Source organism: uncultured Ilumatobacter sp., assembly GCF_963980585.1.
Taxonomy (GTDB): domain Bacteria; phylum Actinomycetota; class Acidimicrobiia; order Acidimicrobiales; family Ilumatobacteraceae; genus Ilumatobacter_A.
Genome location: NZ_CAXCAM010000001.1, coordinates 103,000 through 116,646 on the forward strand (window position 1 = coordinate 103,000; position 13,647 = coordinate 116,646).

At 63.6% G+C, this 13,647-nt stretch carries 13 protein-coding genes; 9 read left to right on the top strand and 4 right to left on the bottom strand.

Annotated features, from left to right (window positions below; genetic code table 11):
• Positions 1-21: 21 nt before the first annotated feature.
• The 8 genes from ACH2DW_RS00495 (at position 22) to ACH2DW_RS00530 (ending at position 7,607) form a co-directional block, all read left to right on the top strand.
• Positions 22-1,020, top strand: coding sequence for a potassium channel family protein (locus ACH2DW_RS00495; RefSeq protein WP_394927742.1), 999 nt, complete (start codon positions 22-24; stop codon positions 1,018-1,020).
• Positions 1,017-1,670 (top strand): HAD hydrolase-like protein, encoded by a 654-nt coding sequence (locus tag ACH2DW_RS00500; protein ID WP_394927743.1) that lies wholly within the window; start codon positions 1,017-1,019, stop codon positions 1,668-1,670. Before ACH2DW_RS00495 ends, ACH2DW_RS00500 begins: the two co-directional genes overlap by 4 nt.
• A gap of 42 nt (positions 1,671-1,712) precedes the next feature.
• Complete coding sequence (locus tag ACH2DW_RS00505) at positions 1,713-2,129, top strand: hypothetical protein (RefSeq protein ID WP_394927744.1); 417 nt, start codon at positions 1,713-1,715, stop codon at positions 2,127-2,129.
• A gap of 68 nt (positions 2,130-2,197) precedes the next feature.
• Entirely contained in the window at positions 2,198-2,455 is a 258-nt protein-coding gene (locus ACH2DW_RS00510; protein WP_394927745.1) for a hypothetical protein, read from the top strand.
• Between the two features lie 165 nt (positions 2,456-2,620).
• The gene (locus ACH2DW_RS00515; protein WP_394927746.1) at positions 2,621-3,079 is read left to right on the top strand and encodes a (2Fe-2S)-binding protein; all 459 of its coding nucleotides are present in this window, start codon (positions 2,621-2,623) and stop codon (positions 3,077-3,079) included.
• 51 nt (positions 3,080-3,130) lie between these two features.
• Positions 3,131-5,560 (top strand): xanthine dehydrogenase family protein molybdopterin-binding subunit, encoded by a 2,430-nt coding sequence (locus tag ACH2DW_RS00520; RefSeq protein ID WP_394927747.1) that lies wholly within the window; start codon positions 3,131-3,133, stop codon positions 5,558-5,560.
• A complete protein-coding gene (locus ACH2DW_RS00525) occupies positions 5,557-6,381 on the top strand; it encodes an FAD binding domain-containing protein (protein WP_394927748.1) in 825 nt (274 codons plus the stop codon). The genes ACH2DW_RS00520 and ACH2DW_RS00525 overlap by 4 nt, the downstream gene beginning before the upstream one ends.
• Positions 6,382-6,455: 74 nt before the next feature.
• Complete coding sequence (locus ACH2DW_RS00530) at positions 6,456-7,607, top strand: phosphatase PAP2 family protein (protein ID WP_394927749.1); 1,152 nt, start codon at positions 6,456-6,458, stop codon at positions 7,605-7,607.
• 6 nt (positions 7,608-7,613) lie between these two features.
• Here the strand turns inward: ACH2DW_RS00530 and ACH2DW_RS00535 are convergent, their stop codons facing one another.
• Positions 7,614-8,579, bottom strand: coding sequence for an NAD-dependent epimerase/dehydratase family protein (locus tag ACH2DW_RS00535; protein ID WP_394927750.1), 966 nt, complete (start codon positions 8,577-8,579; stop codon positions 7,614-7,616).
• 152 nt (positions 8,580-8,731) lie between these two features.
• Here ACH2DW_RS00535 and ACH2DW_RS00540 point away from each other — a divergent pair, with 152 nt between their 5' ends.
• Positions 8,732-9,454, top strand: a complete 723-nt coding sequence (locus ACH2DW_RS00540) for a TetR/AcrR family transcriptional regulator (RefSeq protein ID WP_394927751.1) — start codon at positions 8,732-8,734, stop codon at positions 9,452-9,454.
• Between the two features lie 7 nt (positions 9,455-9,461).
• Here ACH2DW_RS00540 and ACH2DW_RS00545 read toward each other — a convergent pair whose 3' ends face one another.
• The 3 genes from ACH2DW_RS00545 to ACH2DW_RS00555 form a co-directional block, all read right to left on the bottom strand.
• Positions 9,462-10,190 carry an SDR family oxidoreductase gene (locus ACH2DW_RS00545; RefSeq protein ID WP_394927752.1) on the bottom strand — a complete coding sequence of 243 codons (729 nt, stop codon included), beginning with the start codon at positions 10,188-10,190 and terminating at the stop codon, positions 9,462-9,464.
• A 48-nt stretch (positions 10,191-10,238) separates the two neighbouring features.
• Positions 10,239-11,783 (bottom strand): long-chain-fatty-acid--CoA ligase, encoded by a 1,545-nt coding sequence (locus ACH2DW_RS00550; RefSeq protein WP_394927753.1) that lies wholly within the window; start codon positions 11,781-11,783, stop codon positions 10,239-10,241.
• Between the two features lie 91 nt (positions 11,784-11,874).
• Positions 11,875-13,632 carry an alpha-amylase family glycosyl hydrolase gene (locus ACH2DW_RS00555; RefSeq protein ID WP_394927754.1) on the bottom strand — a complete coding sequence of 586 codons (1,758 nt, stop codon included), beginning with the start codon at positions 13,630-13,632 and terminating at the stop codon, positions 11,875-11,877.
• Positions 13,633-13,647: the final 15 nt, after the last annotated feature.

Here is a 13,647-nt window from a genome sequence, read left to right on the forward strand (position 1 = left end):
GAACGCACTACGGTCGGCGCCGTGAACTCCACCATCGTGCGGCTGCGACTGGCGTTGGGCATGGTTGCCACGGTGTTCGTGGTCGGCATGCTCGGCTACTGGTCGTTCGGCCTGTCGCCGCTCGACGCCGCCTATCAAACGATCACCACGGTCACGACGGTCGGCTTCCGCGAGCTCGCGGTGTTCGGGACCGCCGAGAAGTGGTTCACCATGGTGCTGATCGTCCTCGGCGTGTCGACCGTGCTGTACACCTTTACCCTCGCCGTGCAAGTAGTCGTCGAGGGACAACTCCGAGAATTCGTCGGGAGGCGACGCATGGATCGCGAACTGAGCAAGATCAGTGGCCACACGGTCGTCTGCGGATGGGGTCGCGTCGGCCGGGCTGTCGCCGCTGACCTCGAGCGCTCCGGCCACCCGGTGGTGGTCGTCGATATCGACATCGATCGGGTCGCAGATGTCCTCCACCCCGTTGTGGTTGGTGACGCCACCCTCGATTCCACGCTCAGAGCAGCGGGGCTCGAGCGGGCCAGTTCTCTGATTGCGGCGCTCGAAGGCGACGCCGAGAACCTGTTCGTCACGCTGTCGGGTCGTTCGATCAATCCGAACCTGTTCATCGTGGCCCGCGCACGCCAGGACGAAAGCGTGCCGAAATTGGCCAATGCCGGCGCCGATCGAGTCGTCAACCCCCAGGAGCTTGGTGCGGCGAGGATGGCCTCATTTGTCGCTCGCCCACACGTCGCTGAGTTCATCGACGTGGTCATGCATGAACGTTCACTCGAGTTCCGAATGCAGGAATTCGATGTGCCACCGGAGTCGGTGCTGGCCGGCAGGACACTGAAAGACGCCAACCTCCGCGAGGCGAGCGGGGCGCTCGTGCTCGCACTGCGTTCACCCGACGGCGTCTTCACGACCAACCCGACCGGCGACACACACATCCAGCCACATCACATCATCATCGCGGTCGGTACTGCCGATGACCTGCACCGACTCGGCGAGCTCACCCGACGCCGCAGCTCATGAGCCGCACTCACGTCCTCGTCGACTTGGACGGCACGATCTCCAACTCGCTGCCCGGCATCGCCCGATCACTGCAGTACGCGTTCGCCGAGTGCGGATACGAGCCACCCACCGACGATGCGGTCCGTTCGATCATCGGGCCCCCATTCGAGGTCTCGTTTCCCATCCTCGGTGTGCCCGTCAACGAGATGGCCCCCGTCGTCGCGAAGTACCGCGAACGGTACAACGACATCGGCCTCTTCGAGAACGCGATGTACGAGGGCGTCCCCGAGATGCTCGAAGCTCTGCTGCGTGACGGTCTCAGCCTCGCACTCGCCACGGCAAAGCCTGAAGCGGTCGCACGGCGCATCACCGCCCACTTCGACGTCGCGCGGCACTTCGTCTACGAAGCCGGCGCCAGCCCAGCCCTCAACGACAATCGCCGTTCGAAAGACCAGGTCATCACCTACTGCTTGGCCGAACTCGGCATTGCGCCCGGGGATCATGTCGTGATGCTTGGCGATCGCGATCATGACGTCGAGGGAGCGCTCGCCAACGGCATCGACTGTGTCGGCGTCACCTGGGGCTTTGGCTCGGCCGACGAACTGAGCGGTGCCGGCGCTCACCGCATCGTCGACCACCCGGCCGATGTGCTGGCCGCTGTCTCCGCCTGACGATGTGCTGACAGACCGATCAGCGAGTACCGTTCTCCGACAGTGAGCGCGACGGCAGACACCACCACCGAGGCCTCGTCGGTAGCGCCTCGCGTGCAATCCAACTCGTCGGCCGACCGCTTCATGCGACGTCTACTCCGACTCCCCGAGGGAAAGACCTCCACGGACGCCGAGGCCCGATCAGCATTCCAGAAGTCGATCGTGATCACTGCCTGCCGCTGCATCGTGATGTACCTGGTGTTGCCGTTTGTGCTGCCGATCGTCGGGGTCGCAAGCGGCGTCGGCCCAGCCATCGGTCTCGTGATCGGGGTCCTCGCGATGATTGCGATCGTCTATTCGATTCGCCGCTTCTGGCGCGCCGACCACCCCAAGCGCTGGCATTACACGGTGTTTGCGTCGGTGATCATCGGCTTCTTGATCTACCTGTCGGTCAAGGACATCATCGAGCTCACCAGCTGAGCCGCATTCTTTCGATTGCCCAAGCGCCCGGTACGGTGTTCCGTTCGACGATTGAAATGAGAACGCCCATGGCGGTCAAGAAGCCCATCCTCAGCCCCTGGTTCGACGGCAACACGCCGTTGGAGGAGCTCCCCGCCAGCGATCAGGTCGCCCACGACATCGTGCTCGAATTCGGTGACCTGAAGCCGTCCGTGATGCGCATTATGGACGCCGAACTCGACGATGACCAACGACTCAATGCCATGGTCGCGTTCCGCGATTCACTGCAGGATCCGGGCAACGCGAATCGCGACCCGCGCGTCGCCATCGCCAACGCCAGCAAGTAGCTGTCGCCCAAGGCGACGACACCGCCGTTGGTACTCCCAACGTGTTGACTCGGCCGGCGGACGCAAGAACTTGCGCACGAGGGGACTCTCCGTGACGTTCGCCACCGCCGGATGAGGCATGATGGTGGGCACACGTCCGCACACGACAAACCTGGGGGATTCTCCGTGGAAGTTTCGATCAACATCAATGGCACACAGCAGACGCACGACGTCGAGCCGCGCACGCTGCTTGTTCAGTACATCCGCGAGCACGCCGGTTTGACCGGCACCAATATCGGCTGCGACACGTCATCGTGCGGCGCCTGCTCCATCCATCTCAATGGTGAGGCTGTGAAGAGCTGCACCATCCTTGCGGTGCAGGCCGATGGCCAGGAGATCAAGACCATCGAAGGCATGGCCGACGCCGACGGCACGCTGCACCCGATGCAGCAGGCCTTCATGGAGAACCATGGCCTGCAATGCGGCTACTGCACACCCGGCATGGTCATGGCCGCCACGAGCTTGCTCGACGAGAATCCGAACCCGTCCGAAGAGGACGTCCGGCTTGGCCTGGAAGGCAACCTCTGTCGTTGCACCGGCTATCACAACATCGTCAAGTCAGTCCTCGCTGCGGCGAGCGCCTGAGTTCACGAACAATCAATTGGGGGCGGCTTTGAACTGGATGGGGGTCCAGCAATGACAGTCATCGACAATCAAACCGCCAGCGACGAATCAATCGCCGCCGGCAACGGAGTGCTCGGCCAACGAATGCTCCGCAAGGAAGACCCAGCGCTCCTCACGGGCGAAGCGGTCTATACCAACGACATGGTGGTACCGGGGGCCCTCTACATGGCCGTCCTCAGGAGCCCCCACGCGCACGCGACGATCACCTCGATCGACACGTCAGCGGCCCTGGCATTGCCCGGGGTACACAGCGTTTACACGGGTGCCGACATGGCTGACCAGTGGGCCGCACCGATGCCGTGCGCGTGGCCGGTCACCGACGACATGAAGAACCCGGCGCACTATCCGCTCGCGGTATCAAAAGTCGCCTACGTCGGCGACGGCGTCGCCTGCGTGCTGGCCGAAACCGACTCGATCGCGCATGATGCGATCGAGTTGATCGACGTCGACTACGACGTGCATCGCGCAGTGATCGATCTCGAAGCGGCGCTGTCCGACGACGTCGTTATTCACGACGAACTCGGAACGAATGCCAGCTACACCTGGCCGCTCCTCATTGAGGAGAACGACGGCGACTGCCAAAAGGCCATGGACGAGGCTGCGTATGTCGTGTCTGAACGCTACGTCCAACAGCGTCTGATCCCGATGGCGATGGAACCACGCGCCGTCGTCGCGTTGCCGCAGCCCTTCGGTGGCGACATGACGTTGTACTCCGCCACACAGGTGCCCCACATCTTGAAGGTGATGACGGCGCTGACGCTCGGAATTCCTGAGCACCAGTTACGTGTGGTGTGCCCCGCAGTCGGCGGTGGCTTCGGTTCCAAGCTCGACGTCTACGCCGAGGAACTGCTGTGTGTGCAGCTGGCCCGCACCCTCAAGGTGCCGGTCCGCTGGAACGAAGAACGCTCAGAGAATGCCCTCGCCACGGTCCATGGTCGTGCTCAGATTCAGGACATCGAACTCGCTGCGGATGCTGACGGCAAGCTCACCGGTATGCGGGTGAGGCTCACTGCCGACATGGGCGCCTACCTCCAACTCGTTACACCTGGCATCCCGCTGTTCGGCGCGTTTCTCTATGCCGGCGTGTACGAACTGCCGAAGGCATACGATTTCTCATGTACCGGCGTCTTTACCACCATGACGCCGACCGATGCGTACCGCGGCGCCGGCCGACCCGAGGCCACCTACGCAATCGAGCATGCCATGGATGCGCTCGCCCGCAAGGTTGGCATCGATCCGCTCGAATTGCGTCGCCGCAACTTCATCCCGAAAGAGTCCTACCCGTACGAGGCGTTCACCGGTCTGGTGTACGACTCAGGCGATCACGACAAGGCAGCTTCCATTGCCGAGGGTCTCCTCGACTACGCCGGAATGCGCGCCCGCCAGACTGAACAGAACACACCCGGGTCGACGAAACGACTGGGGATCGGGGTATCGACCTACTTCGAGATGTGCGGCCTTGCCCCATCACGAGTGCTCGCGTCACTGAACTACTCAGCAGGCGGTTGGGAATCAGCCACCGTCCGAGTGCTGCCAACCTCGAAGATCCAAGTGGTCACCGGCACCGCCCCGCACGGGCAAGGTCACGAAACGGCTTGGTCAATGATCGCCGCCGACAGATTTGGCGTCGATCCAGCCGACGTCGACGTGCTGCACTCCGATACGGCCATCGCTCCACTCGGGCTCGACACCTACGGCTCGCGTTCGTTGCCCGTCGGCGGTGTTGCGATCACCATGGCCTGCGACAAGGTCATTGACAAGGCCCGCAAGATCGCGGCTCATCAGATGGAGGCCAACGAGGAAGACCTCGAGTTCTCCGGAGGCACGTTCCGCGTCGCCGGTTCGCCCGACAAGGAAATGCCGCTCGCCGCCATCGCGTTCGAAGCGTTCACGGCCCACGACCTTCCCGATGGCCTCGAGCCGAACCTCGAAGCGCAGGTCACCTACGACCCGCCGAACTTCTCGTGGCCGTTTGGGACGCACATGTGTGCCGTCGAGATCGATACCGAGACCGGCGATGTTGATCTGCTGCAGTATGTCGCCGTCGACGACTGCGGCAACAAGGTCAACCCGCTCATCGTGGACGGCCAGGTGCACGGCGGCGTCGTGCAGGGCATCGCACAAGCGCTCTATGAAGAGGCTCGCTACGACGACGACGGCACCCTGCAGTCGTCGACCCTGGCGGAGTACCTCGTGCCGGCGGCCAGCGATGTTCCTCCGATCACCCTCGGTGAGAGCATCACGCCCTCGCCCAGCAACCCACTCGGCGTCAAGGGGGTCGGCGAGGCCGGCACCATTGGCGCTGCCCCGTGCGTCATGAACGCCGTGGTCGATGCCCTCTCGGGGCTCGGCGTGCAAGACATCCAGATGCCAGCGAGTCCGCTGAACGTCTGGAATGCAATTCAACAAGCCCAAGCCAACCATCAGGAGACCAACCAGTGATCCCCGCACAGTTCGACTACGTCCGCGCCGAATCTGCTGAAGAGGCAATCAGCCTCATCGGCCAGCACGGCGACGAGGCCAAGTTCATTGCGGGCGGCCACAGCCTCCTGCCATTGATGAAGCTGCGCCTGGCACAGCCGTCGGTCCTGGTCGATATCGGCCGCTTGTCCGACCTGTCCTACATCCGTGAAGACGGCGACCACATCGCGATCGGCGCGATGACACGCCACATGGATGTCGAAACTTCTGACGTGCTCAAGCAGCATGCGCCATTACTCGCGCACGCCGCAGGTCACGTCGGTGACCCGCAGGTGCGTCACCGCGGCACTATCGGTGGCTCAATTGCGCACAGCGACTCAGCGTCCGACCTGCCCGCCACCACTCTGGCGATGGGCGCCACCTATGTAGCCCAAGGCCCGAACGGCACTCGCGAAATCGCTGCAGGCGACTTCTTCGAGGGTTTCTTGACGACCGCGCTGGCACCAGATGAGATGCTCACCGAGATCCGCGTCCCCAAGATGAACGGTGCCGGCTGGAGCTTCCAGAAGTTCAACCGCCGCGCCCAGGACTGGGCAATTGTCGGCGTGGCTGCGTGGCGCAACGGAACCGAGTCGGGTGTCGGCCTCGTCAACATGGGTTCTGTGCCGATTCTTGCGACAAGCGTCAGTGCCGCCATCGCGAGCGGCGCGTCCATCGAAGACGCAGCCGCCGAGGCTGCGGCACAGGCCGACCCAACGGGCGACCTCAATGCCAGCGTCGAGTACCGCCAGCACCTCGCACGTGTCCTGACCAAGCGTGCGCTGACCATCGCCTCCACCTGAGCACCGCAGGTTCACCCAATCGGTGAATTTTCAGGTGCTGGCTGCTGACGGTTGACCAGTAGCGTTTGCGGACCATGTTGCTGGCGATTTCGAACTCAGGCCTGTGGCGGGTGCTCTGGTATTCGCTCATCGGCCTGTCAGCAATCGCGCTGTACGCGGGCGCCTTGCGCACAGCAGGCATCGAGTGGGCAAGAATTCGCTGGTCGCTCATTGGCGTGTACGTCGTCGCGTACGTGTGGTGGTTCTTTGCCAACGGCATCATCATCGATCGCGTGTCGGTGCTGTGGTCGTTCGCAATTTTCCTGACCGTCGCCAGCGTTGGCCGGCCCTGGCGCGAGTGGGTGCGCTCTGCTGGCGACCTGAGTCTCTTCGTCGCAATGTGGCTGGCATACGACGAAAGCCGTGGCATCGCCGACGGTCTCGGCATGCCGATTCAGGTCGAGTCGGTGCGCGACCTCGATCGGTTCCTCTTCTTCGGCGCCGACCCGGTGGTGGAACTGCAAGCCGCGTTTCACCGAACCGAGGTTGCCGAGCGCATCGTGAACGGCGAGGCAGTCCTGCGCACGGTGACCGACGTGCAGTGGTACGACGTCGTCGGGTCGTTCGTCTATTACTCCCATTTCATCGTTCCCCCAATCGTGATCGGTGCACTCTGGCTGATCAATCGACACCAATGGGTTCGCTACATGCGACGATTCGCCACGCTGCTGTTTGGCGCGTGCGTGATGTTCATTCTTTTGCCGACCGCTCCACCGTGGATGGCCGCGGGCGGCACAAACCGGGTCGGACTTGACCTCGAGGCGCTTCCGCCGCTCTCACGCCACACCGGTGTCGGCTGGCGCTACGTCGGATTGGGGAGCTTCGTCCAGGCCTGGGATACCGGTCGCGATTGGGCCAATCAGGTCGCGGCGATGCCGTCGCTGCACTCGGCATTTGCGTTGTTCGTCGTGGTCTTTTTCTGGCCCTGGGTCCGCAATCCATGGGCCCGAGTCGCGATGTTGGCGTACCCCCTCGCCATGGCGGTCGCCCTCGCCTACTTCGCCGAGCATTACATCGTCGACGCCATCGCCGGCTGGCTACTCGTCGGCGCTTCGTTCTGGCTCTGGAACCGCATCGAAGTCTGGCTTGCCACACGTTCCGTGCCGATCGACGATGTAATGCTCGGCGATGACGAGGCGGACAAGACCCGCGACTCGCTCGTGTCTGCCGATGCCACCACGGCCTGAGAGCTCTCAGGCAACGCTGGCGGTGACCTGCGGAGCAGGTTCGCCGTACGCGGTCATCGTGGCGTCGATCTGTGCAGACAGTGGTGTTGCTTCGAGCCCGAACGTCGCGGTCGTCTCGCTGCTATCGAGTTCGAACGGTGCGGTGAACTGATACAGCATCTCGCCGATCTCCCGGATCGGCTTCGAGAACACACCGGCCAGTGCCAAGAGGAGGCTCGGGATCGTCTTCACTGTGGCCGAGCCGTGCCCGGCGATTCGACTCACTTCGTCAGCCAGTTCCTGGGCGAACATCGGCGGTTGGGTTGGAACGTGCCAGGCCCGACCGAGCGCGAGATCGTCGGTGCCGAGGACGACCAGCATGTCGCACACGTCGCCGACGTAGCTCCAACTGTGCGGCACGTCTGAGCGGCCGATGACCGAGACTGCCTTGCCTGCGATCAGCTTGGGCATCACGCGATCGCCGAAGTGGCCGTTCTGGCCGAGGCCGGGTCCGAAGTAGTCCGACGCTCGCGCTTCGGTGACGCGGACCCGACCCGCCTCATGCGCCCCGAGCGCGTCGCGCCACATCTGAGCCCTGATGGCCCCCTTCTTCGAAGGCGGGTCAAGCGGGTCGGTCGCCCGCATCGGAGAGCTGTCTGCGGCGTACATATACAGGTTGCTCATCGTCACCAGCCGGGCACCGGTGGTCTCGGCGGCACCGAGCAGGCTCGCCGCGAGTGGCGGCCAATCGGTCGCCCAACGGTGGTATGGCGGGTTTGCACAGTTGTAAATCGTTTCCGCCCCCACAGCGATATCGGTGAGTCGTGCCTGGTCAGCGGCATCAGCCGCGACCAGTTCGATGCTCGCATGGTCGGGGCCCGACCCCGAACGGGTGACGATGACGACGCTGTGACCAGCAGCAGCAAGGCGGAGAGCTGTTCCGCTCCCGATTGGTCCGGCGCCGACGATGACGTGGGTGGTTGAGTTGTTCATTGGTGCTCCTTGTCGAGTTCGAGAATCAGAGAGCGGTGCTCTCGCTTTCAAGTATGCAGGTTCGCGTCTCGAACTGCAAGAGCGGTGCTCTCTTTTGTGACATCTGCTCTCGATTCTGGACGTGAGCCCATCGGATCCAGCAGAATGCAGGGATGCCCGACGCCGTCACCCCAGATGACCTCGACCACGCACCCATGGGGGTTCGAGCACGCGCCCGCACCCAATTGCTGGCCGACGTCTCGCGCATCGCTCGCAAACACCTCGCGGAATCAGGCGCCCCTGGACTCTCTGTCCGGGCCATCGCACGCGAGCTCGGCCTCGCCTCCTCCGCGCTGTACCGCTACTACCCCAGCCGAGATGCACTGTTGACCCAGTTGATCGTCGAGTCCTACAACGAGCTTGGCGATGCCGTCGAGATCGCCGAGGCCGCATGCGAGCGCGCTGATGTCGCCGGCCGGTTCCGCGCGTCTGCGCACGCGGTGCGCAACTGGGCCCGCTCGAATCCGAACGAGTATTCGCTGATCTACGGATCACCGGTCCCTGGATACGCCGCTCCTCAGCACACTGTCGACCCTGCGACCCGGGTCGCTGCGGTGCTCAGCAGCATCCTGGCGGACATCGACCTCGACAGCCTCTCGCTCCGGCTGTCGCGAAACCTCCCGGCCTCGCTGCAGGACCAACTCGACGCAATGTCCGGCCCGCTCGGCGGCCGCATCGATCAGAACGTGCTGCTCTTGGGCGTGACGCAGTGGGCGAAATTGTTTGGGATGGTCAGCTTCGAACTGTTCGGTACCTTCAACACGGTGTTCGATGACGCCGACGCTCTGTTCGCCGCGAGTCTCGATCTCGACCTCACCGCACTGGGCGTCATCTGAGCTCTTGCTAGAGCAAGGCCGTGTAGGCGCCACCGTCGACGTGGAGTTGCAGGCCGGTGGTGAACTTGGCGGGCTCGCCGCACAGGAACGCGACATGTGCGCCGAAGTCATCGGCGTTACCAAGACGCATCGAGTCGAGCTGGTCAACGCTGTAGAGCGCATCGAGCCGCGGGGTCCGGTGAACTCCCGGCTGCACAGTGTTGACCGTGACGCCCTCTTCTGCCACCTCGAGCGCCAGCGTCTTGAGAAAGGCGGTCGCTCCCGCCCGCGCGGTGTTCGAGAGAATGAGGTTGGCCATCGGCTGACGCACCGACAGTGACGTAATGGCGACGATTCGTCCCCAGTGCTGCTCGCGCATGGCCGGCACCGCCGCCTTGCACATTGCCACGATCGAGAGCAGGTTGAGTTCGAGCGCCGCCGGGTAGGCGTCCATGTCCGTGCTTTCGAAGTTGCCGGGAGGTGGTCCCCCGGCGTTCGGCACGAGGATGTCGACTCCGCCCAGCGCACTCCGAGCAGCGTCGACAAACCCTGACGCGCCCTCGGGCGTGGACACGTCGGCGACGATCGGTATGCAGTTGTGCCCGACCACTGCAGCGGCAGCTTTGAGCCGGTCCTCGTTACGTCCGCAGATTGCAACGTGCACACCCTCGGCAGCCAGGGCTTGTGCCGACCCGAGACCAAGCCCCGATGATCCAGCAGCCACAGCCGCACGACGTCCAGAAATTCCAAGATCCATACGTCGAGAACGTATCGCGCCCGCGCCCCGCCGATGTCCCGGATCCGATCAGTCGGTGCGGGCCTCGGCAAACTGGTCGCGGAGCTCACGCTTGAGGATCTTGCCGCTCGGGTTCCGCGGCAACTCGGTCACAAACTCGACTGCCTTTACCGCCTTAAACGGCGCCAGCTTGCCCTTGCAGAACTCGATCACCTCGTCGGCCGTCAACGACTCATCACTCAGCACAACAGCAGCGAGTGGCGATTCGCCCCACTTCTCCGACGGCACACCGATCACGCCGACATCGGCGATCTTCGGATGAGCGAGCAGCACACTCTCGATCTCGGCCGGGTACACGTTCTCGCCACCAGAGATCAGCATGTCCTTCACTCGGTCGACGATGGTGACGAAGCCATCGGCATCCATGGTGGCCACGTCACCGGTGTGCAGCCACCCGTCGACAAGAGCCTCTGCCGTCGCCTCGGCACGATTCCAGTAACCGACCATGACGTTCGGTCCCTTGATCAGGACCTCGCCTGATTCGTCGACGCCGACATCGGCACCGGCTTCGTTGATCACCCGGACCTGCGTGAAGTAGAACGACTTACCGGTCGACCCGGCTCGCTTGATCGCATCAGCAGAGCTGATGAGGCAGCCCGGGCCACCCGTCTCGGTGAGGCCATACACCTGGTGGATCTCAATACCGAGGTCGTTGTATTGCTCGATCAAGGTCTTGGCGACAGGCGCTGCGCCGCTCATCACCCAGCGCAGCGAGCTCGCATCGTGGACCTCGGGGTCCCGAACCGCCAGCATGAACTGCAACATGACTGGCACCATCAGCGTGATCGTGATCTGCTCGTCGCGGATCAGTTCCCATGACTGGAGTGGGTCGAACGCCTTGAGGATAGTGATCGAACATCCGCCATAGATGCAACACAGCACCGGATTCAGAGCGCCGACGTGGAACATCGGCAACGAGATGAGGTAGCGGTCGCCGGCTTCGAAGTCAGCGGTGGCAACAGCGGTGAGGATCGACCACAGCACCGTGTCGTGGGAATGCATCACACCCTTCGGGAGGCCGGTGGTCCCGCTTGTGTACATGATGAACATCAGGTCGTCGCCCGACCCGCTGGGAGCGGGCTCGTCGGTCGCGGCTGTCGACCTCCAGTCGTCGTAGTCGACTGCGCCGTCCATTGCATCGCCGCCGACCTGGATCCATGTGGTGATCGCGGTCTTGCCGCCGCGACCCTTCAACTCACTCACGACCTCTGCAAAGTCTGCGCTGTAGACCAGCACAGTCGCACCGGCGTCGGCGAGGATGAACTCGAGTTCATCCGCAACGAGACGCCAGTTGAGCGGGACATTGACGGCGCCGATCTTGCCAGCCGCAAAGAACGACTCGACGAATTCGACGCCGTTCATCAGGAGGAGGCCGACACGGTCGCCGTGTTGCACACCGCTCTGGCGAAGCGCGTGAGCGACCTGGTTTGAACGATCGTTCAACTCCCGGAATGAGAAACGACGATCGCTCGACGGTTCAAAGATCGCCTCGATCTCCGGTTCGCGGTATGCCCGCTTGGTGAGAAGTTGCCCGACGTTCTGCTGCACTGCCATGGCTCAGATGATCGCGCATTTCCACCCAATCTCCCGAAATGTGTGGGAAAAACGTCGGTCTCCGACGCTGACCCCACATTTTTCAGGATGGTCAGGATGGTGGGGCGGGAGCGTGGGAAGGCTGCGGACGAGTGGTGAGGACGACAATCGATCGGGCCGCGACCTCGACGCTGGCGCCGGCGGGGCCGCCGTCCTCGAGGAAGCCGACCGGGCGGCTGGTGTCAACGGCAACCTGCCACGGGCCGGGCGCCTGGACCTGAAACTCGAGCGGCTCCCACCACATGTTCGCCATCACGTAGAGACCGTCGACGTGCCACGCCAGCGAACGCGAGTGCGATGCCACGTCAGGCGGCCCGTCGGCGCCGAACCACTCGACGTCGCTCCCCCACGACTCGGCCTGCCACAACACCGGGTGCTGGGCCCGCAGCAGAATCAGCCGACGGACGAAGTCCTCGTGGTCGACAAATTCATTGCGTCGCTCCCAGTCGACCCACGATGTTTTGTTGTCCTGGTTGTAGGGGTTGTTGTTGCCGCCCTGGGTACGCCCGAATTCGTCGCCGAGCACGAACATCGGTGTGCCATGACTCAGTAGCAACAACGCCATCGCATTACGCATTTGCTGCCGACGTGTCGCCATCACTTCGGCAGGGACCTCGACGTCGCCCTCCCACCCCGAGTTCCACGATCGGTTGTCGTCGGTCCCATCGGTGCCGTTCCAGCCGTTCGCATCGTTGTGTTTGCGGTCGTACGCAACCAGGTCGTACAGCGTGAATCCGTCGTGCGCGGTCAGGAAGTTGACCGAGTTGAGCGGAGCGTCGAAGAGGTCGGGACTGCCCTGCACTCGCTGTATCAGCGCCGGAACCAGACCATCCTCGCCGCGCAGGAAGCCCCGCATGTCGTCCCGGAACTTGCCGTTCCACTGTCCCCACCGATCGTCGGGAAACTCGCGACCGAGGAGATACCGATGGAGATCCCACGGCTCAGCGATCAGCCGCACATTGCGTCGTTCCGCCCAGTCGCCGATGTCGCGAATGAAGTTGGGATCGCGCGCCAAAACAGCAGCCAGGTCGAAGCGAAACCCGTCGATACCGAGGTCTGCGAGTCGATCGAGACCCGACATCACAAGACGGCGCGCAGCCGGCGAGGTTGCGTCGATGATGTTGCCGCAACCAGCGTCGTTGAGGTAGGCGCCGTCCGAACCGCGGGCGTAATAGTCGGCGTCGGCAAGACCTCGGAGGCTGAGCGTCGGACCGTGCTCGTCCTCTTCGGTGGTGTGGTTGACGACAACGTCGACCCAGATCTCGATGTCGTGGTCGTGTGCAGTCGCCACGAGGGCCGCCATGTCCGCTGCGGTGCCGTACTGTCCGTGCACCGCCCCAAACACAAGCGGCATGTATCCCCAGTAATTGCCTTCCGCCGGATCGAACTGGTGCATCGGCAGGAGCTCGAGCACCGAGATGCCAAGCTCGGCCAGACGGGGAAAGTCGGTCGCCACAGTGGCGAGCGCGCCGGCATCGTCACGATTGAGACCCATCGTCATACCGCGCGCGTGTGCCTCGGCAACGACGATGGGTCGAGTCGTCCGACGCTGGGGTTGGGGTGGCGGCCACGCTGCCGCCACGGCCCAGGCATCCGGCACGTACCGTTCGTGATGTTCGCTGAACCAGACCTGTGTCGCCATCGGGTCAACGAGCCCGGCGCCACCATCGACGAGAAGCTGATATCGACTCAGCGGCGGAACGACGCCGACCCACTCGTCGCCCTCGCGCCGAAGGTGCATCCGGTCGCCGTCGGCCACCTGGACCTCAACCGTTTCGGCAAGCGGCGCCCAGACCCGCACGTCGAACATGCCGCAGTCTGGCCG